Source organism: uncultured Subdoligranulum sp., assembly GCF_937890665.1.
This window is the reverse complement of the sequence record NZ_CALADU010000049.1, coordinates 1-18,949: the sequence shown is the minus strand read 5'-3', so window position 1 is coordinate 18,949 and position 18,949 is coordinate 1. Positions and strand designations below refer to the sequence as shown.

Annotated in this window: 18 protein-coding genes and 1 pseudogene; 9 read left to right on the top strand and 10 right to left on the bottom strand. The window is 59.9% G+C overall.

Annotation, left to right across the window (positions count from 1 at the left end; genetic code table 11):
* The coding region (locus tag Q0526_RS02830) for a DALR domain-containing protein (protein WP_366522022.1) at positions 1–595 on the top strand (595 nt) is incomplete at its 5' end.
* A 73-nt stretch (positions 596–668) separates the two neighbouring features.
* Entirely contained in the window at positions 669–3,626 is a 2,958-nt protein-coding gene (locus tag Q0526_RS02825; protein WP_298730660.1) for a phospholipid carrier-dependent glycosyltransferase, read from the top strand.
* A gap of 59 nt (positions 3,627–3,685) precedes the next feature.
* Here the strand turns inward: Q0526_RS02825 and Q0526_RS02820 are convergent, their stop codons facing one another.
* From Q0526_RS02820 to Q0526_RS02810, 3 genes are all read right to left on the bottom strand, one after another.
* Positions 3,686–4,921, bottom strand: a complete 1,236-nt coding sequence (locus Q0526_RS02820) for a 6-phosphofructokinase (RefSeq protein WP_298730658.1) — start codon at positions 4,919–4,921, stop codon at positions 3,686–3,688.
* A 308-nt stretch (positions 4,922–5,229) separates the two neighbouring features.
* Positions 5,230–6,453 (bottom strand): 6-phosphofructokinase, encoded by a 1,224-nt coding sequence (locus tag Q0526_RS02815; RefSeq protein ID WP_298730656.1) that lies wholly within the window; start codon positions 6,451–6,453, stop codon positions 5,230–5,232.
* Between the two features lie 33 nt (positions 6,454–6,486).
* A complete protein-coding gene (locus Q0526_RS02810; protein WP_298730653.1) occupies positions 6,487–7,311 on the bottom strand; it encodes a Cof-type HAD-IIB family hydrolase in 825 nt (274 codons plus the stop codon).
* A gap of 122 nt (positions 7,312–7,433) precedes the next feature.
* Here Q0526_RS02810 and Q0526_RS02805 point away from each other — a divergent pair, with 122 nt between their 5' ends.
* The 7 genes from Q0526_RS02805 (at position 7,434) to Q0526_RS02775 (ending at position 12,465) form a co-directional block, all read left to right on the top strand.
* Positions 7,434–8,174 carry a heparan-alpha-glucosaminide N-acetyltransferase gene (locus Q0526_RS02805; protein ID WP_298730651.1) on the top strand — a complete coding sequence of 247 codons (741 nt, stop codon included), beginning with the start codon at positions 7,434–7,436 and terminating at the stop codon, positions 8,172–8,174.
* Between the two features lie 165 nt (positions 8,175–8,339).
* Positions 8,340–8,516, top strand: coding sequence for a 30S ribosomal protein S21 (gene rpsU / locus Q0526_RS02800; RefSeq protein WP_040917814.1), 177 nt, complete (start codon positions 8,340–8,342; stop codon positions 8,514–8,516).
* A gap of 74 nt (positions 8,517–8,590) precedes the next feature.
* A complete protein-coding gene (locus Q0526_RS02795; RefSeq protein WP_298730648.1) occupies positions 8,591–9,100 on the top strand; it encodes a YqeG family HAD IIIA-type phosphatase in 510 nt (169 codons plus the stop codon).
* Positions 9,093–9,953, top strand: a complete 861-nt coding sequence (locus Q0526_RS02790) for a TIM barrel protein (RefSeq protein ID WP_298730646.1) — start codon at positions 9,093–9,095, stop codon at positions 9,951–9,953. The genes Q0526_RS02795 and Q0526_RS02790 overlap by 8 nt, the downstream gene beginning before the upstream one ends.
* A 127-nt stretch (positions 9,954–10,080) precedes the next feature.
* Positions 10,081–10,641, top strand: a complete 561-nt coding sequence (gene efp / locus Q0526_RS02785) for an elongation factor P (RefSeq protein ID WP_007047529.1) — start codon at positions 10,081–10,083, stop codon at positions 10,639–10,641.
* 70 nt (positions 10,642–10,711) lie between these two features.
* On the top strand, positions 10,712–11,143 hold the full coding sequence (locus Q0526_RS02780; protein ID WP_298730644.1) for a CD1247 N-terminal domain-containing protein: 432 nt from the start codon (positions 10,712–10,714) through the stop codon (positions 11,141–11,143).
* A 74-nt stretch (positions 11,144–11,217) separates the two neighbouring features.
* On the top strand, positions 11,218–12,465 hold the full coding sequence (locus Q0526_RS02775) for a hypothetical protein (RefSeq protein ID WP_298730642.1): 1,248 nt from the start codon (positions 11,218–11,220) through the stop codon (positions 12,463–12,465).
* A 59-nt stretch (positions 12,466–12,524) separates the two neighbouring features.
* Here the strand turns inward: Q0526_RS02775 and Q0526_RS02770 are convergent, their stop codons facing one another.
* The 7 genes and pseudogenes from Q0526_RS02770 to Q0526_RS02740 all read right to left on the bottom strand — a co-directional run.
* Positions 12,525–12,815 carry a hypothetical protein gene (locus Q0526_RS02770; protein WP_298730640.1) on the bottom strand — a complete coding sequence of 97 codons (291 nt, stop codon included), beginning with the start codon at positions 12,813–12,815 and terminating at the stop codon, positions 12,525–12,527.
* Positions 12,816–12,880: 65 nt separating this feature from the next.
* Complete coding sequence (locus Q0526_RS02765; RefSeq protein ID WP_298730637.1) at positions 12,881–13,240, bottom strand: DUF2304 domain-containing protein; 360 nt, start codon at positions 13,238–13,240, stop codon at positions 12,881–12,883.
* A 1-nt stretch (position 13,241) separates the two neighbouring features.
* The gene (locus tag Q0526_RS02760) at positions 13,242–13,961 is read right to left on the bottom strand and encodes a glycosyltransferase family 2 protein (RefSeq protein WP_298730635.1); all 720 of its coding nucleotides are present in this window, start codon (positions 13,959–13,961) and stop codon (positions 13,242–13,244) included.
* 11 nt (positions 13,962–13,972) lie between these two features.
* Positions 13,973–15,106, bottom strand: a complete 1,134-nt coding sequence (locus tag Q0526_RS02755) for a glycosyltransferase family 4 protein (RefSeq protein ID WP_298730633.1) — start codon at positions 15,104–15,106, stop codon at positions 13,973–13,975.
* Positions 15,107–15,124: 18 nt separating this feature from the next.
* Positions 15,125–17,704: a DUF2142 domain-containing protein gene (locus Q0526_RS02750; protein ID WP_298730631.1), complete on the bottom strand. Its 2,580-nt coding sequence runs from the start codon at positions 17,702–17,704 to the stop codon at positions 15,125–15,127.
* A gap of 14 nt (positions 17,705–17,718) precedes the next feature.
* Positions 17,719–18,228, bottom strand: a complete 510-nt coding sequence (locus Q0526_RS02745) for an HAD hydrolase family protein (protein WP_298730629.1) — start codon at positions 18,226–18,228, stop codon at positions 17,719–17,721.
* Positions 18,229–18,231: 3 nt separating this feature from the next.
* A pseudogene (locus Q0526_RS02740) lies at positions 18,232–18,949 on the bottom strand (hypothetical protein); the annotation flags it as partial.

Genomic DNA, 18,949 nt, shown 5'->3' with positions numbered 1-18,949 from the left:
GAAGATGTCCAAGAGTGCGGGCAACTTCTTTACGGTGCGGGAGATCGCGGACAAGTACGGTTACGAGCCGATCCGCTACTTTATGCTGACGGCAGGGTACCGTATGCCGCTGAACTACACGGTGGAGCTGATCGAAAGCTGCAAGAATAGTTTGGAACGGCTCTACACCTGCCGCGACAATCTGGACTTTGCCATCGAGCACGCCCACGGCACCGACACGACGTTGGTGGCCAAGAGCGAGGAAGCCCGCACCAAGTTCAAGGCGGCCATGGACGACGACCTGAACACCCCCGATGCGCTGGCTGCGATCTTTGAGTTTGTCAAGGACATCAACACGCTGTCCGACGGCTCCGACAAAGCCACGCTGGAGCAGGCGGCCAAGGTGTTTGACGAACTGACCGGGGTGCTGGGTCTGCTGTACAATCGCAAGAAGAAGGACGAGGTCCCGGCGGAAGTCACCGCGCTGGTAGAGGAGCGTGCTGCGGCCAAGAAGGCCAAAGACTGGGCGAAAGCCGATGCCATCCGCGCCCAACTGACCGAGATGGGTTGGAGCGTGACCGACACCGCGCAGGGCCCCAAAATCGCGAAACTGTAAAGGATCAACGTAGGGGCCATACCTGCGTGCCTGCCCCAAGGCAACAAGGGCGCAGGCACGGGGATGGCCCCCCTTGTTATTGCCGATGAAAGTATCATACAAACAATCTGAACTTCGTACCTTGCGGTGGATACTGCTGGGCGCTGTGGTGCTGCGGTTGGTGCTGGCCCTTGTGACGGAGGGCTACCCCTATGATATGAGCTGCTTTGTGGCTTGGGGGGACAAGATGGCTGCCCAAGGCCCTGCTGCGTTTTACAGCGAGGGATATTTTGCCGATTATCCGCCCGGCTATCTGTTTGTGCTGGGGATAGTGGGGCTGCTTCGCGCCGCCTTATCCATCCCTTATGAATCGCCGGTGACTTATCTGCTGTTGGCGGTGGTGCCCAGCCTTTGCGATGCCGCTGCTGCATGGCTGGTTTGGCGGGTGGCCAAGACGGCCATGCCGGACAGCTGCGGCCCGCTGTTGCTGGCGGCCTTTACGGCCTTCAATCCGCTGCTGCTCTTCGATACCGGCATCTGGAAACAGATCGACGGCGCTTTTTCTCTGCCCATTCTGCTCTGCTTTCTGCTGTTGGAAAAGCGGCGGTATCTGCCTGCTGCCTTCTGGTATGGGGTGGCGTTGGCCATCAAGCCGCAAGCCTTGCTCTTTGGGCCGGTGTTGGCGGTCTGTTTTCTGGTGGCCATTGTGCAGGAGGAAAACCGTTTCCGGGCTTTCCTGCGCTGCTTTGGGGGCGCTGCGGTGGCGCTGGTGCCGCCGTTGGCAGCGGGAATCCCTTTTTATGGTGTGCGGGACCTGATCCCCTCGCTGTTGGAAAAATATTCCGGTACCGTTTCGGGGTATCCCTACGCCTCCATCAACGCCTTTAACTGGCTTACGGCATTGGGGGGCAACTGGGCGCCGCTGCAGGATGCTGCGCCCTTTGGTATCAGTTGGCATACGCTGGGGTGGTTCCTGATTCTGGTGGTCACCGGCGGGCTGGTGCTGTTTGCTATGCGCAGTGTGCGGGCGGGGAGCTTCTCGCCGCTGCTGCTGGCCGCTTACTATGAATTGGGCGTATTCACCTTCGGCCATTGTATGCATGAACGCTATATGGTGCCCGGTGTGCTGCTGACCCTTTTGGCGGCGGCCCGTTGGAATGATATCCGCCTGTATGCGGCAGGGTTCGGTTTGTCCCTTACCGGGTTCCTCAATCTGGCCACCGTCTATTCGCTGGCCGGTACCGAAGATGAATGGCTGACCAGTGCCACCAGTTCCAGTGTGGCAGTGCTGGTGGGTCTGGCCGAGACGGTCTGCTTTGTCATGCTGTTCTTTGCCGTGTGGGACATCGCCCTTCACGGTCATGGACTGCCGCTGCCCCAGCGGAGCGACGCACCGGAGCCGATCCCGGCGGAACAGCCCCGCTGGCGGCGCTGGGAATGGTGGGGCCTGCTGGGCCTTACGGCAGCCACGGCGGTGTTGAGTTTTACCTACTTGGGGGATACCACGGCGCCCCAAAATCCGCTGGACGCCACCGATACGATCCTGACCGAAACGGTTACGGTGGAAGGCAACGCAGTCTATCTGTGGAGCTACCCGGGCATCTCTTACGGCGGCAGCCTCAAGGTGACCGACGAGCAGGGGACGGTGCTGTTGGTACAGGAACTGGGGTATTCCACCTGCTTCAGTTGGAGCGAAAGCCGTCTGCCGGTGGCAGCAGGGGAGACCGTTACCATTACGGTGGAGAATGCCCAACTGTTTGAGCTAGCCTTCCGGGACGGGGATGGCAATTTGCTGCCGGTCACCGGCGGCGGGGCCTTGTTTGACGAACAGGCAGAGGTGCCGGATACGATCAGCCAGCTCAATAGCATGTATTTTGATGAGATCTATCACGGCCGCACCGGCTATGAGCAGCTCCATCGGCTGCGGGTGTACGAAACGACCCACCCGCCGCTGGGCAAAGACCTGATCATGGTGGGCATTGCGCTCTTTGGCATGACCGGTTTTGGCTGGCGGTTCTCCGGTACGCTGTTCGGCGTGTTGTTGGTGCCGCTGGCGTGGTGTTTTGCCCGCCGACTGACCCGCAAACGGTGGATCGGTGCGGTGGCCGGTGTGCTGCTGGCACTGGACTTTATGCGGTTTGCCCAAAGCCGGATCGCGACCATTGATATCTATGGCACCTTCTTCATTCTGCTGGGCGCCTATTTCATGTTGTGGTACTGCCAAAGCGTGCTGCAAAAGGGCGTCAATCACTCGCTGCTGCCCATGGTGTTGGGCGGGGTAGCCTTTGGGTTGGGCTGCGCTGCCAAGTGGACCGGTATCTACGCCGGGGCCGGGTTGGCAGTCCTCTATTTGGGGGTACTCTATGCCCGTTGGCGGCAGCAGCAACCCGGTTTTGCCGCCGAATTCCGTACAGCGGCCATCGGGGGCGTACTGTTCTATATCCTGCTGCCTCTCTGCTTGTACATTGCCTCCTATCTGCCTTACTGGTGGCGGGACGCTGGGTTCAGTCTGGGGGATTGGTGGCAGTGCCAAGTTTCGATGTACGAATACCATTCCGGGTTGGAAGCGACCCATCCCTTTGAAAGCCGCTGGTACACTTGGCTGTTGGGGTTGCGCCCGGTGTGGTACTACCAGAACACCCATCTGGCCGACGGCCTGAAAGGCAGCATTGCCGGGCTGGGCGGTCCGGTGATCTGGCTGGCGGGCTTGGCCAGTCTGCTGGTCCTCTTCTGGCACCAGATCAGCAACCGGGGCAGCCGGGCCGGGGCCGGGGTGCTGATCCTCTATGCCACCCAGTTGATCCCTTGGATGCTGGTCACCCGCTGTACCTTCTTGTATCACTATTTCCCCAGTTCGATGTTCTGTCTGGCGGCGATCGCGCTGATGCTTTCCCGCATCCGGCGAGAGCGTCTGGCCAAACGGCTGGGAATCGGCCTCTGTGTCGTGTCGGCGGTTTTGTTTGCCTGCTACTATCCGGCCTTGTCGGGACTGCCCATTCCCGCATGGTGGGCTAACATATTGCAAATTTTGCCCAGCTTCGGTTTTTATTAAGGAATACAAAGGAACCCCGCAGGAAAATTCCTGCGGGGTTCTTTTGCGCCCGGCGTTACTCAGGCTTCTGGGAGGTAAATATGATGAGGCAGGCCTTCGACGTAAATTGGCGTCAATTCGGCCTGGATCAGCGGCATTGCGTAGGAGATGAACTCCTTGGTCATTCCGGTATGATCGGCATTGACCCACTCCAACGGCACTTTCTTTTCCAGATTGGCCACTTCCGAAATGGGGTGCAGGCTGGTACCGCACTGGTACGGATTGTTGGAAATTCGGTCCAGCGCCACCATCTCGCCGGTGTGACCTTCGAAGGCGGCCTTGGCGGCCGCGCCGCCCACCTGATAGGCTTCGGTGATGTCGGTACGGCTGGTCAGATGTCCGGCGCAGCGCTGCAGGGTGGAAAGCTCGATGCAGCGGGTCTTGGTGTCCAGACGACGAGCCACCGTATTGGCCAAGAAGCGGGCCGTACCGGTCAGGGTCTTGTGACCGAAAGCGTCCACCGCGTGGACATCATCGGCCAACTCACAGACATAGCGGCCATCCTCCAGCTTGACGCCTTCCGACACCGCAATGACGATGGAGGGTTTCTCTTTCTGCATCCGCTCCACCTTTTCCACAAAGTGGTCCACGTTGAAGGGAACTTCCGGCAGGCAGATCATGTCTACCCCCTCGCAGTCCTCCGCCTTGGCCAGCGCAGCGGCAGCGGTCAGCCAACCGGCGTTGCGGCCCATGATCTCCACGATGGTGACATACTTGGTGCCGTAAACCGTGGCATCCCGGATGATCTCCTTCATCACCACGCCGATGTACTTGGCAGCACTGCCGTAGCCGGGGGTGTGGTCGGTAACCATCAGGTCGTTGTCGATGGTCTTGGGGACGCCCATAAAGCGGATGTCACTGCCGATGTGGGCGCCATAGTCGGCCAGTTTGCCGATGGTATCCATCGAGTCGTTGCCGCCGATGTAGAAGAAGTAGCCGATGTTCAGCTCTTTCAGGATTTCAAACAAATGCAGGTAGACGGCTTCACCCTCGGGGGTATGCCAGTCGGGCAGTTTATAGCGGCAGCTACCCAGATAGCTGGAAGGCGTGCGCTTGAGCAGTTCGATGTCCAACGCGCTGCGGAGGGTGTCGTCCAGCACGCAGGTACGGCGTTCCAGCAAGCCCGCCACGCCATGAAGCATTCCGTACACCTTGTTGGCGCCGCGGCGCTTGCAGCTCTCATATACGCCGGCCAAGCTGGCGTTGATGACCGAGGTGGGGCCGCCGGATTGACCGACGATCGCATTTTTTGCCATAATAATCCTCCTGCATTTTTTGTAAGGTTGCGCCGGAGGGCCCACAAAAAAAGCCGCATGGCGCACTGATTTTGTCATACTCAGTGTACCATGCGGCAAAGGTTTTGGCTATTGCAGGAGTTGCCGAAAAAAAGCGCGTTTATTTGTGAAACTTTGCGTTCCATCTTGTGGAACGCGTTCGAGGGCCCTTCCGGGACACCGGGACGAATGTTCCGTATGATGGAACTATGTTGCTGCATTTCACGGCAAAATCAGAAAAGAACTTTGCAAAAATTGCGGTGCTGCGGGCAGCCTGCCCAACCGACGGTTTATCCCAGATGGATATGACGAGGCACGCCGTTGATATAGATGGGGGTCAGCTCGGCCTGAATCAGCGGACGGGCATAGCGCTCAAAGTGTTCGTTGACATGCATGCCGTCGGCAGAGATCCATTCGTCGGGGACCTTCTTCTCAAAGTTGGCAACCTGCTTTACATCCACCATCTCGGTTTTGACGCGGTAGGGCTGGTCGCTCAACCGCTTGATGGCGCACATCTTGGCGGTCTCGCCCCGCATGGCCGCCTCCACAGCGGCGCCGCCCACCTGATAGGCCTCGGTGATGTCGGTGCGGCTGGCTAGATGGCTGGCGCAGCGCTGCAGGGTGGAAAACTCAATGGCACGGGTCTTGCAGCCCAACCGCACCCGGATCAGCTCAGCCAGATACCGGCTGGTACCGCTGAGGATCGCCTTGTGACCGAAGGCATCCAACTGCCCGGCGGTGGAGACCAGATCGCAAAGGAAAACACCGTCGGCATTTTTGACACCCTCGCTGACAGCGATGATGACGTTGTGGCGCTCTTTTTCCAGCTCCGCAACCCGGGCCAAGAAGGCGTTCTCGTCAAAGGGACGCTCGGGCAGCAGGATCAGGTCGGGACCGCTGCAATCCGGCCCGGCGGCCAGACTGGCGGCTGCCGCCAACCAACCGGTATGACGGCCCATGATTTCGGCCACCGTCACGCTGCGCAGGTCGTAGACGCTGGAATCGCAGATGACTTCCTTCAAAATAGTGGCAATATATTTGGCGGCGCTGCCGTAGCCGGGGGTGTGGTCGGTGAGCATCAGATCGTTGTCGATGGTCTTGGGCACCCCGATGAAGCGGATCTCGCTGTTCAGGGTCTGGCCGTAGTCCGACAATTTGGCGATGGTGTCCATCGAATCGTTGCCGCCGATGTAGAACACTGCGCCGATGTCATACTGGGCAAACAGGTCGAAAAGCTGACGATACGGCCGTTCATCCACCGACGGATCGGGCAGCTTGTGACGGCAGCTTCCCAAGAAGCTGGAAGGGGTGCGCTTGAGCAGTTCAATGTCCATCTTGTCGGCCAGTACCGTGTCCAGATCAACGATCTTGCCTTCCAGAACACCCTCGATGCCGTACTGCATGCCGTACACATGGGGGGCGCCGCAGGCCTTGGCGGTTTCGTAGACGCCGGCCAGACTGGAGTTGATGACGGCGGTGGGGCCGCCGGACTGTCCTACCAATACATTTTTCATCGCGTATACCTCTTGTACTATTTATTTTGAATATTACAATACGTATTTTTCAATCGCCAAGGCCACACCGTCGTGGTTGTTGTCGGCGGTGATCACGTCGGCCACGGCTTTGATCTCCTCGGTGGCGTTTTCCATAGCCACCCCAAGACCTGCCATTTCTACCATCGTGTGGTCATTGCCCGAATCGCCCACGGCCATGACTTCCTCGCGGGTCAGCCCCAGCCGCTTGGCCAGTGCCATCAGGCCGGGGCCTTTGCTGACACCGGGGGCATTCAGCTCCATGTTCCGCTCCAGACTGGAGGTGATCTCCACCTCGGGACAGGCCTGCATCACCGCCTGCCAAGCCCGGTCGCGGATTTCCTCGGTAGCATACATCATGCTGAACTTTTCGATCTCGTCTTTATGGTCCTGTAACGTGCGGTGCATGTCCTCCACTTCAATGCGGGAGGTGCGGAAATATTTGCGCAGGTTAGCGGGCACCATCTCCAAGCTGGTTTGGGCGTTGGCCCGGGTGGTGTAGCTCTGTCCATCGATGAAGATGCTCAGGATGCCGCCAAAGGGGGCCACCACATCGTAGGCCCGTTCGGCCAGCGAGGCCTCAAAGGGCAGGTTGACCAGTTTTTCGTGGGTCTGCAGATCCACCACCGACGCGCCGTTGGAGGTCAGGGCATACCGCACGCCGGGAATGTCGGTAAACTGAGTGGGCACACCGGTCACGGTGCGTCCGGTAGCGGGCAGGACCGCCACCCCCTTTTGCAGGGCTGCTTGGATGGCCGCTAAGGTGCGCGGCGTAATCTCTTTTTGGTCGTTGAACACCGTTCCGTCCAGATCCAGTGCGATCAGACGAATCTGCTTCATATACTTCTCCCCAATCCTTGTGATCCACACTAAATTTTACCGCAAAATGCCGATGATTGCAACCAGATGGCCAATGTGCTACAATGAATAAACTGTAAAATTTAGGAAAGGGCAGGGGAGAGATGACCGCAAAACGTCTGTGGCTGCTGGACGTGCTGCGCGGGGCGGCTCTTGTCAACATGCTGGCCTACCATGCGTTGTACGATTGGGTGTATGTATTCGGCCATACCGGTGGCTGGTACGATATCTGGTCGCCGGGGTGTCACCTGTGGCAGCAATATATCTGTTGGAGTTTTATCCTGCTGTCGGGGTACAGCTTCACGCTGGCCCGGCGCCCGCTGAAAAACGGTCTGTTGGTGGCGGGCTGTGCGGCGATTCTCACGGTGGTTACGGTAGGGTTTCTGCCGGAAGAATCCATCTGGTTCGGGGTGCTGCATCTTAACGCCGCCGCCGTGCTGCTCAGTTGTCTGGTGGCGCCGTTGCTGCAGCGCTGCCCGGCAGGATGGGGGCTGGCGGTATGCGCCCTTTTGTTCCTGCTGACCAATCAGGTGCCGGAAGGGTATCTGGGGTTTGAGGGGGTGCGCCTCTGCCCGCTGCCGACGGCTTGGTATCGTCCCAACCTGTTTTGGCTGGGCTTGCCGGACCTGACTCGTTTTTCCTCGGCCGATTACTTCCCGCTGATTCCGTGGCTGTTTTTGTTTTGGTGCGGGTTGTTTCTGGCTCGGTTGTGGCGGCCCCGGCAGGGGTTGGCCCCTCGGGGCTTGCGCCCGCTGGCTTTTGTGGGGCGGCATACGCTGCTGGTCTATATGCTGCACCAGCCGGTGCTGTATGGGGGACTTTGGTTGTGGCATGCAGTGTGCTGAACTACTTTCGTGGAAAAGCGGAAAAAATGTTAAAAAATTAAAAATTCGACGCTCTATGCCCCATTTCCCAGTTGACATAGACGGGGTCCATATAGTATAATCTTGTTTACTGGTTAATTGTATTTGACCGGCAAACTCCTGTCTCAGGTCAAGGGAGGGAAGAAGATGTCGGAGATCCGTGTCAAAGAGGGCGAGTCCCTCGAGAGCGCTCTGCGCCGTTTTAAGCGCAGCACCGCCCGCAGCGGCGTGTTGGCCGAGGTGCGCAAGCGTGAGGCTTATGAGAAGCCGTCTGTGCGCCGCAAGAAGAAGTCCGAGGCTGCCCGCAAGCGCAAGTTTAAGTAAGCTAGCTTACAAAGAACGACTGTGCAGGCCCGCGTTTTGCGCGGGTCTGCACTTTTTGTATAAGGAGCTGTACCATGATCCTGACCCCGGAATTTATCTTTCGCAATGTGGAAGCGATCCGCCCGGAGTTTCTGGCCCAACAGGGCATCCAAGCGCTGGTGCTGGATGTGGACAACACGCTGACCGGCGACGGCAGCCAAGTGCTGGAGGACAGTGTGCAGGCTTGGCTGCAGGAGATGAAGGCGGCCGGCATCAGCCTGACGGTGGTTTCCAACAATACGGCCCGGCGGGTGCGTCCCTTTGCCGAGCGCATCGGTCTGGGCTGGGTTCCGTTGGCCTGCAAGCCGCTGCCCATCGGGTTGATGGTAGCCCGGCGGCGGCTGGGGGTGACCAAAGCCCAGATGGCGATGGTGGGGGACCAGATCTACACCGACCGGATGGCGGCAGGTCTGTACGGCATTCGCTGCCTCTTCTTGCTGCCCCGCACCCCCCACGACAAGACCCGGGGGGTGCGGCTCAAGCGCAAGCTGGAACCCTTCTGGATCCACCGCTATTTCCGCAAAGGAGGCAAACTCTATGAGTGAGACACCGCGCTTTGGGTCGGCGGGCCTGTCGGACAGCTATCCCGGCAAGCGTTTCGACCCTGAGGGGATTGCCGCCTTCACGGCAGGGTTCGGCCTGACGGCTTTTGAGTACCAGTGCGGCCGTGGTGTGCGGTTGGCGCTGGACAAGGCGGACGCCTTGGGCAAAGCCTGCGCCGCCCAAAACATCCAACTGTCGGTTCATGCGCCCTACTATATCAGCATGTCCAGTCTGGAAGAGGACAAGCGGCTGCATAGCATTGACTATCTGCTGCAAAGCTGCGCGCTGGTCAAAGCACTGGGGGGACGGCGCGTGATCTTTCATTCCGGTTCCTGTGGGAAGCAGAGCCGGGAAGAAGCACTGGAAAAGGCCCTCGATACGATGGAACGGGCGGTGAAAGCCTGTGACGAGGCGGGGTTCGAGGATTGCATCCTCTGCCCCGAAACGATGGGCAAGGTCAACCAACTGGGCACGTTGGACGAGGTGCTGGCCCTGTGCAGCGTGGACCCGCGCATCACCCCCTGCATTGACTTCGGTCATCTCTATGCCCGCAGCCAAGGCGTCCAGTTTGCCGAGGCCACAGCGGCGACCGACTATGCCGCCCTGCTGGACAAGCTGCAGACCTTGGGACCGGAGCGAGCGGCCCACTTTCACGCCCATTTTTCCCGTATTGCCTATACCAAAGGCGGGGAAAAGTGCCACCTGACCTTTGCCGATACCCAGTTTGGCCCGCCCCATGCACCGCTGCTGGCGCTGCTGAAGGAGCGGGGGCTGGCACCGACGATCATCTGTGAGTCGGCGGGCACACAGGCCGAGGATGCCCAGCAGCTTTCGCAGGCGTATGCCGCTTTGTAAGGCCTTGGGAACAAAAAAATCGCGAAAACTACCCAAAAATCGTAGCTCAGGCCTTGCAAAAAGAGGCAGTATCCTGTAAAATAAATATAGCTATGTAGTACCATTCTATTATTGGAGGAATTTTTATATGATTTCTGCAGGCGAATTCCGCAACGGCGTTACCTTCGAACAGGACGGCCAGGTCCTTCAGGTCGTTGAGTTCCAGCACGTCAAGCCCGGCAAGGGCGCCGCGTTCGTGCGCACCAAGACCAAGAACGTGATCACCGGTTCTGTGGTTGAAACCAGCTACAACCCCACCGCTAAGTTCCCGCAGGCGTTCATCGAGCGCAAAGAGGTCACCTATTCTTACGAGGATGGCGGCCTGTACCACTTCATGGACGTGGAGACCTACGATGATATCCCCGTCAGCGCCTCTGATGTGCCCGAGAACTTCAAGTTCTGCAAAGAGAACGACACCTGCAAGCTGCTGAGCTACAAGGGCAAGGTGTTCAGCGTGGAAATTCCCAACTTCGTGGAGCTGGAGATCACTGCCACCGAGCCCGGCATCAAGGGCAACACTGCCACCAACACCCTGAAGCCCGCCACCGTGGAGACCGGCGCCGAGATCCGTGTGCCCCTCTTCATCAACGAGGGCGACAAAGTCCGCATCGATACCCGCACCGGCGAGTATATGGAGCGCGTCAACTGATTTCTCTGCCGGGCATGGCATACCGCCGCGCCCGGCTTTTTTTGAAGACAGCAAACGGAGGAAAAGCACTATGGCTATGGACCTGAATGCAAAAGCCGCCTACATCCGCGGCCTGATGACCGGTATGGAGTTTGACCCTGCTTCCAAGAACGGCAAGGTCATTGCAGCGATGATGGACCTGCTGGAAGAGATGGCCGCCACCGTGACCGAGCACGACAACGCGCTGGATCAGGCGTATGACGAGCTGGAAACGCTGGATCAGGATCTGGACGATCTGGTGGCAGACCTCTACGGGGAAGAGGACGAGGACGACGAGGAAGACGGCGAGGACCTCTACGAGGTGACCTGCCCCAACTGCGGCGCTGTCTCCACCGTGGATGAGGAAACCCTGCTGGATCAGGAATCTGAGCTGGTTTGCCCCAACTGCGGCGCGGCCTTCGACATTGAGCTGGAAGGCACCGAGGAAGAGACCCCCGAAGATCCCGACAATCAGGATCAGTAACTCTGTTTTTTGGCAACAGCCCTTTGCTCCGCGCAAAGGGCTGTTGTTGTATCCGGCGGTAAAGGGTGGTGTGGATGGAACTTCTTCGGATCGTTTTGCCCCTTGCGGCAGCGGGCTGCTTTCTATGGGGGGCGGGGCAGTGTGCATGGCGTACGCTTTGCCCCCGGCGAAACCCTGCTTTCGGCAGGCAAGGGCTTCCCGGCAGGCTGTGGCAGCCGGCGCTGCTCTGCCTGCTGGTGGGGGCCGCAGTGCAGGGAATGTTGGTAGGGATAGGCTGGAGCCAGGGCTCCTATGCCACGTTGGCACAAGCGCTGGATGCCCTGTTTTACGGTAATACCGATGCCCGTCACTATCTGGATCTGGCCCGGTACGGGTACGGTGCCGGGGAAGCGTTTTCCGAACAGTACTTGATGATCGTCTTTTTCCCGCTCTTTCCATGGCTGCTGCGGCTGCTGAACCCCTTTGGTTGGCTGGATATCCGGGTGTTGGCGCTGGTGGTGCAGCTACCGCTCTTCGCGTTGGCAGGCACCGGTCTGTTTGCGGTGACGGAGCGGCGGTATGGAGCGTCCACGGCTTGGCGGGCGCTGGTATTGCTCCTCATCAGTCCCGCATCCTTCTTTTTCTGGATGCCGATGACGGAAAGCCTCTTTTTGGCGCTGACGGTCTGGTACGTATGGTGTTTGGAACAGGGGTATGGCGGCCGTGCTGCGGTGCTGGGCGTGCTGGCAGGGCTTTGCCGGGCACCCGGCGCTCTGCTTACCGGGTTGGCGCTGCTGCATCTGTTGGAACGCTGGCGGGCCCGGAAACTGCGGCTGACGCCGGGGCTGGTGGCGGCCTTATGGGGGCCGGCCCTTGGGCTGGCAGGCTATTTCGCCCTGAATCAATTCGTCTATGGGCGGTGGAATCAGTACAGCGTTTACCAGTGGGAACATTGGCATCAACGGTTGGGATTGTTCACCGAAACAATCCGCTATCATCTTTCCTATCTGGCCCAGTGGTGGCAAAGTGACCGGAGTGCCGCCATCTGGATCTGCCTGACGGCGGTGGTTTGCATCGTGCTCGCTTTTGCCCTGTTGGCGGCTGCGGCGCGGGAATTGCCGCCCAGTTGGCTGGGGTACGGGCTGGCCTACCTGCTGCTCACCATGGGGGCCACATGGCTGTTGAGCGCACCCCGGTATGCGGTCGCCTTGTTTGTGCTGCCGGTAGGGTTGGCTGTTATGCTGCGGGGGCGCCCGCGGAGCACGGCGGTGACAGGGATCTGTTTGGCAGCGGGCAGCGTAGCCTATACGGCGGCTTATCTGCTGCATCAGCCCATCTATTGACGGTAAACGACAAAACGGGCAAGCCTTAAAAGGCTTGCCCGTTTTTTGCTGAAGGGGAGTTACTTTTTCTGTTGCAGCGCACTCTGCAGCATAATATCACCGAAGGACAGCGCGTTGAACAGACCAACGCGGTTGGCTTGCCGAACAATGCGTTCCGGCAGCGGCTTGGAGTCATCGGTAGAGAGCAGCACCAGATGGACCTTGTCGGCCACCTGAACGCCGTTTTCCTCCCGGTTGTTCAGTACCTGCAGGTAGACGATGTACGGGTCAGTCATAGAACCGTAGTAGATGTCATTGCCGCAGCGCACCAGCGGGCGGCCTTTGTAGGTCAATTTCGGGGTATATGCCATGGCGGAAACCTTCTTTCGCTCGTTACTCTTTCTTAAAAATATATTATACCACAGTTAGTCGTAGATTACAAATCCAATTTGTCGCGTTCCACCTTTTCCTGATTCAGGGCGACCTGCTCGGTGAGCATCCGCACCTTGCTGTCCAGTTGGCTTAGCCGGATGGACATGAAAAACTGCTTGACCAGCAGCAGGAAGATGATGACTACGTAGACAAAATTGATGGGACTCATAAAGCCCAACAAATCGGCTGCCCAGTAGGCGATGCCGGGGAAGATGGCCAAAATCAGCAAAGCGGCGCTGAACACCAGCCAGAAAATGGTGTCCTCGATCTGGACTTTGGCCAGCCGGACCCGCCGCAGTACAAAGCCTGCCGTGAGCAGGCTGCCCAAAATCAGGCAGATGCGGATAAGCGTTTGATCGACCATGTCACAGGCTCCTTTCGGGATAGGGGGTCTCGGTGTCGCGCTTGCGGAACCATTGAATCAACAGGATCGAGAAAGACATCTTGATCATATACTGGATGCTGTTCCACAAATTCAGGTAGCTTTGCCCGGCGGTGCGTTCCCCCATCTCCACCTGTACTTCCTTGACGGTGGCACCGTTTTTGATCAGATAACTGAGGGTATCGGGTTCCGGTCCGTAGTTCAGGTTCTGGGCAAATTCTTCTACCATAGCGCGGTTGAACATCCGCATGCCGCTGGTCGGGTCACAGATGGCCCGACCGGTGGTCAGCCGGATGGACCAGCTGATGATGTAGCTGCCCAGCATCCGCAGGGTTTTGGGTTTTTTCACGGTCAAAAACCGGCTGCCGATGACGATGTCGTTACCTTCCTCCAGTGCCGCCAGCATGGGGGCGATGTATTCCGGCTTGTGCTGGCCGTCGGCATCCATCTGCATGGCACAGTCATAGCCGTTTTCTGCCGCATAGCGCAGCCCGGTCTGGAAGGCCCCGGCCAATCCCAAATTGATGGGCAGGTCGATCAGTCGATAGCCGTGGGCCCGGCAGATGGCAGCCGTCTTGTCCCGGCTGCCGTCATTGACGACCACATAATCGTACTCGGGGTAATGGTGGGTCAGGTTTTCCACCACCTGTACGATGTTGTCCTCCTCGTTGTGGGCGGGGATCACGATGAGCAATTTCGACATCTTAACTCCTTTTAACGCTCTTGCCGAGCGTCCTGCGCCGTTTTCATCATTGTAGCAAAGACCGCCTGCCATGTAAAGTGGGCGCGCAGATTCTCCTCGGCGCGGCGGGCGCGGGCACGGGCTTCTTCGGGGTGGTCCAGCACGGTGCGCAGCGTGGCAGCCAACGTGTCGGGCTGGATGTCGTCCAGATAGGCGGCATACTCCGCCCCGGGCAACAGTTCCCCTGTGCCGGCGGTGTGGGTACAGACAATGGGACAGCCGCAGGCCGCCGCCTCCAGCAGGGTGGTGGGAAAGCCCTCGGCATATTCGGTGGGTAGGCAGTAACAATCGGCCTGCCGCAGCAGTTGTACGATCTGGGGGTGGGGCAGCGGCCCCAGCACTCGCACCGGGCCGCCCAAATCCCGCAGCGCAGCCTCTTGCGGACCGGTACCGGCGATGGCCAGTACGCACCCCGGCAGTTGTGCCACAGCTTGCGCCAGCGGCAAGGCGCCCTTTTCGGGGATCAGACGGCCTACAAAGGCGATCAAATGCCCTTGGGGCGGCACCTGCAGCGTGGTGCGCCAATCGGTGTGGGGCTCGGCTTCGGCCAGCGCGGTCAGCTCCTCGGGGTCCACGGCGTTGGGCAGCGTGCCCGCAGCGGTAATGCCAAAGGTGCGCAGCCAGCGGCAGACATCGGCAGACACGCCGTAGAAGGGGAAACCGCATCGGCGGATCAGACCGCAGGCCAGATGTTCATACCAGCGCCCCAGTACACTACCCAGTCCCCCATGCATCATATAGCCGGTGGAATGGTCGATGACCAGCGCCGGAATGCCCCGGCGTTTGCACTGCCGGGCCGCCCAGACACTCTGGGTGTACATTCGGGTTTGGATCACGGCAAAATCAATGGACTGGGCCCACAAATCGGAGGTAGGGGGCAGGGGACGCAGTACCGGGAACCGCCCCCCCATTACGGGAAAGGCGGGCAGCCGGTAGATCTCCAGCCCGTCGGCGTCCTGCTCCCGGGCAGGCTGCCCCGGCAGGGCACTGGTGACGATCAAGGCCCGATGGCCCGCCGCCACACAGCGCCGCGCCAAATTCCAGGTATAGCGCTCTACACCGCCCGGGGTGGGCAGGTATTGTGCGGTAAAAAAACAGAAGGTCATAAGAATGTTCCCTCGCCGTTATCTTGCGATGACGGCCAGCATGCTATTCATCAAAACACCAAACTGTACCAGTGCCAGTGCACCCATCAACTGGGCGGTGGCAGTCCCTTCATCGGCAATGCGGGCTATCCGTCGGGGCAGTCCCACCACCAACAGGAGGGGCAGCACCGGCAGGAAGTAACGGCCCTGCAAGCCGTAGAGCGTGTCATAGTAGGTGGGAGTCCACAACAGACAGCCTGCTACCGCCAATAAGCAGCAGAGCACCCCGGCTAAGGCACACCACAAGCGGCCCCATCCGGCGGGCAAAAGGGGTTGCCCCTCCACCGGCAGTGCGGCAAAGAGCAGCAGCAGGTAGAGCAGGACCACCCAACCCCAGGCCAAATCCAGCGAGTAGTAGCTCAGGCTGCCGCCCACCAGCGTGCGCAGGTAGTGGTCGCCGTTTTCCACGGCGGAACGCACCAACAGCAGCACCGTGTCGGGCAGATGGGTCAGGATGTAGCCCGGCGTGTAGGTGATGCGGTCTGCCTCGTCGGTGACGCTTTGGGTGGCCCGGGTGGCCCGGGCGGCTTCGATTTCAGCGGCCAGCGTCTGCCGGTCCAGCGGCATGCGGTCATCCATCACACCGGGTTCCAGACCCAGTTCGGCAAAACGCTGGGTGCAGCTATCCAGACTGTAAACGACTTTGTAGACCAACAGGGCACCGCCCTCGTCATAGTAGCCAACCAGAGAAGGGTCTTGAGAAAGATCTTGCCCCAGCAAGGCCAGCGAGATCCGGGACAACGTGTCTGTGCCGTCGGTATAGCTGTCGATCCGAGCGGCGCTGAAAAGGAAGCTCTGTCCCAGTGTTACCGGGGAAACATCCCCCTCTGCAAGGGCTTCTACCCAGAAATCTACCTCGCTCTGGGCGGGGTCGCGGTTGTCCTCTACATAATAATAGAGCCGCCGGACGTAATTCTCTAGTGTATTGTCCCCGCAGATCACGGCCTCGTAAGCGGTGTCCGGTTCGGTGGGACGTGCCTTTTCAGGACGTGCCGAGAGGGGATTGACCGCAGTGGGGGCTGCCTCGGTCTGTACCGAAACGGTGGAATCCGTTTCGGTAGAAGTCCCGGTGACAGAAGTCAGCACGCCGGTATTCAACACCAGCGCCAAAGCCACGCAGGCTGCCAGATAGATCGCTTTCTTGGCCTTGCCATGACGGCCCAACCGCAGATTGGGGACCAGACAAACCAGTGCCGCCAACGGCAGGTATACCAATTTGCCGGGAGCCAGCAGTACGCCGGTACCCAGCAGCATCCCCAACCGAGTGGGGCGCAGGGCTTGCCGGGGGTCCGGCCCAAAGGCGGCGTCCAGCAGCAGGGCCGTAAAGGCAAAGCAGAACCCCAACAACGGGGCGTCCCGGCTAAAGCTGGCAGCCAGATGCAGCGTCATAGGCAGCAAGGCCACAGCGGCGAATACCCGTTTGCCGAAGGGCGCCACCCGCACCGCATAGGCGGCCAACGCCGCAAAGAGCAGCAGATTGGCCAATCGTCCCAGCGCCAGAGCAGGGGTAAAGCCCAGATGCAAGAGATAGGCTAGAAATACCGCGCCGCCGCTGACCAGATACAACAGAGGATTCTGGTCGGTCTGCAACTCGGCGTATTCCTGATGGCTGTCAAAGGCGGCATCGGTGGTGGTAAAGAGGGTGCCGGTGAACTCCTGCCAGGTAAACACGGTGGTGTTTTCATCCTGCAAGGTGGGGTCCACATCGGTTGGGCGGCGGAAGCTGGTGGTAATGGGGACATGACCCATCTGCCAGTCCTCGTCCGAGAAGAGGTTGGCCCACCGGCTGGCGAGGGTAAAGCTTTGGTTGATGTGGTATTTTTCATCAGGGGCTGCGTAAGGGGGCAGTACAAAGGAGTAGAGCACCCCCAGCCCCAGTACCAGCACAAAGACCAGACGGGGCAGCCCGACCCGGCGGCTGGTGACGGCCCAGACGGTAAACGCGGCCAACAGGGCGGCAAAACCGCAGATCAGCAAAAAGAACCGGGTCAGATACCCGCCGATCCGCTGATAGGTCACCTGCAAGGCCATGGTACCGTCCACCGGGGACCCGTCCACCGCCATGGGATCCTGCCACAGGGCCACACCGCTGCTGTGGCCCAAGGCCAGCACTTCACTGCCCGTATAGTGGGGCGTCAGGGAAAGGCGATACCGCCGTCCGGCGGTCCCTGTCACAGCTTGGTCCAACCCCAGCACGGTGTACTGGTCGGGCACGATGTATTCCATCACGCCGGTAGAGCGGGCCAGTTCCTCACCGGTGTCGGCGTCAGAGAGCACCAGCTCCAGCGTGCCGGAAGGCTGGCCGCCCGGCAGATAAAATTCCATGCCGATAGCCAGCAGATCGTTGTCAAAGGTAAAGGTCTGGCTGGCGGTCTGGCCGTCCTGTAAGATGGTGGAGGCGCTGTAATCGTCGCTGATGGATTCCGAACGCCCCTTGCCCAGCTGTGGGCGCACAATGGCCAGCCACACCAGCACAGACAGGGCCAGCAGTACGGCCAGCGTGCCCAGCGCATAGAGCAGCGGCTTGTGGGTTGGTTTGGTTTGGGCGCGCCCCGGCATACAATCCCTCCGCTTCAATCGATGGTCACACCGAAGGCTGCCTCTACGGCATCCTTCCAGCGGCCATCTTCCTCCAAGATTTTCTGCACCGCGCCGCGCACGGCACCGTAACCGCCGCGCTGGGGGCAGATATAGTCCGCCCGCGCCTGAATCAAGTCCGAGGCATCGGCTGGGCAGGCCACAAAGCCGCACAGGGCCATGGCGGCCAAATCGTTCACATCATCGCCGCAGTAGGCGATCTCTTCTTTGGTATAGCCGTTCTCTGCAAAGAATTTCTGCAAGAAGGGAGCCTTGCGGCCCACGTTCTGGTATACGTCGGTGATCTTCAGGTCGGCGGCACGGCGGCGCACCGCCTCGCACTCCCGGCCGGTGCAGATCACCACCCGAATGCCTGCGGCCCGGGCAATGAGCAGCCCGGCGCCGTCCTTCGCGGCAAATTTTTTCAGTTCATTGCCGGTCGAATCGTAGTAGATGCCGCCGTCGGTCAGCGTGCCGTCTACATCCAAAACCAATACACGGATCATGCGTTAAGCCCTTTCGTATTCGCTGGGGGTCAAAAAGCGTACCGGAAGTCCGGCCGCCCGGATAGCGCCCGCCATCTGGGCGTTGTAAGCCGCGCCCCGTCCCGTGTGGGTGTGCAGGCCGGCATCGGCATAAGCAGGGGTTCCGGGACGGTAACCATCGGCGCCGGCCAGCAAGACTTCCGCCGCACCGCAAAGCCGCAGCAGTCGCAGCAGCATCAGTACGCTGTTGCCGCCCTGCGCATCGGTGCCGGCCAGCCGGTCATAGTTCACCACGGTGGCCGAAGCATCGGCCCGCAGGTTGCTGGTCAGGATCAGCGGGCAGGGATAGGCGGCTTCCTCGTCAAAGCGCTTGGCGTTGGTGAAGAAGGCGTACCCGGGCTGTACAAAGTCCGGGACAAAGTTGGCCGATACCGTCACGTCTGCCTCGGCACCGGTCACGGCAGCCAGGCCGGCTTCGCTGGCCAGCGTAGCGCCGGGGGCCAGCACCAGCACCCGTTTGCCGCCGAAGGCCTTTTGCAGGCTGGCGATGGCCGCCTCGTCGTCGATACGGCGGTTGCGGTATTCGGTGTAGAGCTTGTCGGCGTAGGCCGCGTCAAAGGCGGTCTTTTTGCTGGGATCGATGGCTGCCAGAATGTGGTTGATGTCCCGGTTGGTCAAATCGCCCTTGTTCAGGTAATGCTCGGCATAGTTGCGGTGCAGGTTGAACCGGGCCGACAGGAAG

Bases quoted from the DNA above. Each gene is read 5' to 3' on its own strand.
- Q0526_RS02795 (WP_298730648.1), top strand. From the start codon at position 8,591: ATGATCCTGACCCCGGAATTTATCTTTCGCAATGTGGAAGCGATCCGC.
- Q0526_RS02745 (WP_298730629.1), bottom strand. From the start codon at position 18,228: ATGATCCGTGTATTGGTTTTGGATGTAGACGGCACGCTGACCGACGGC.
- Q0526_RS02805 (WP_298730651.1), top strand. From the start codon at position 7,434: ATGACCGCAAAACGTCTGTGGCTGCTGGACGTGCTGCGCGGGGCGGCT.
- Q0526_RS02750 (WP_298730631.1), bottom strand. From the start codon at position 17,704: ATGCCGGGGCGCGCCCAAACCAAACCAACCCACAAGCCGCTGCTCTAT.
- Q0526_RS02790 (WP_298730646.1), top strand. From the start codon at position 9,093: ATGAGTGAGACACCGCGCTTTGGGTCGGCGGGCCTGTCGGACAGCTAT.
- efp (WP_007047529.1), top strand. From the start codon at position 10,081: ATGATTTCTGCAGGCGAATTCCGCAACGGCGTTACCTTCGAACAGGAC.
- Q0526_RS02815 (WP_298730656.1), bottom strand. From the start codon at position 6,453: ATGAAAAATGTATTGGTAGGACAGTCCGGCGGCCCCACCGCCGTCATC.
- Q0526_RS02760 (WP_298730635.1), bottom strand. From the start codon at position 13,961: ATGTCGAAATTGCTCATCGTGATCCCCGCCCACAACGAGGAGGACAAC.
- Q0526_RS02780 (WP_298730644.1), top strand. From the start codon at position 10,712: ATGGCTATGGACCTGAATGCAAAAGCCGCCTACATCCGCGGCCTGATG.
- rpsU (WP_040917814.1), top strand. From the start codon at position 8,340: ATGTCGGAGATCCGTGTCAAAGAGGGCGAGTCCCTCGAGAGCGCTCTG.
- Q0526_RS02765 (WP_298730637.1), bottom strand. From the start codon at position 13,240: ATGGTCGATCAAACGCTTATCCGCATCTGCCTGATTTTGGGCAGCCTG.
- Q0526_RS02810 (WP_298730653.1), bottom strand. From the start codon at position 7,311: ATGAAGCAGATTCGTCTGATCGCACTGGATCTGGACGGAACGGTGTTC.
- Q0526_RS02775 (WP_298730642.1), top strand. From the start codon at position 11,218: ATGGAACTTCTTCGGATCGTTTTGCCCCTTGCGGCAGCGGGCTGCTTT.
- Q0526_RS02755 (WP_298730633.1), bottom strand. From the start codon at position 15,106: ATGACCTTCTGTTTTTTTACCGCACAATACCTGCCCACCCCGGGCGGT.
- Q0526_RS02820 (WP_298730658.1), bottom strand. From the start codon at position 4,921: ATGGCAAAAAATGCGATCGTCGGTCAATCCGGCGGCCCCACCTCGGTC.
- Q0526_RS02770 (WP_298730640.1), bottom strand. From the start codon at position 12,815: ATGGCATATACCCCGAAATTGACCTACAAAGGCCGCCCGCTGGTGCGC.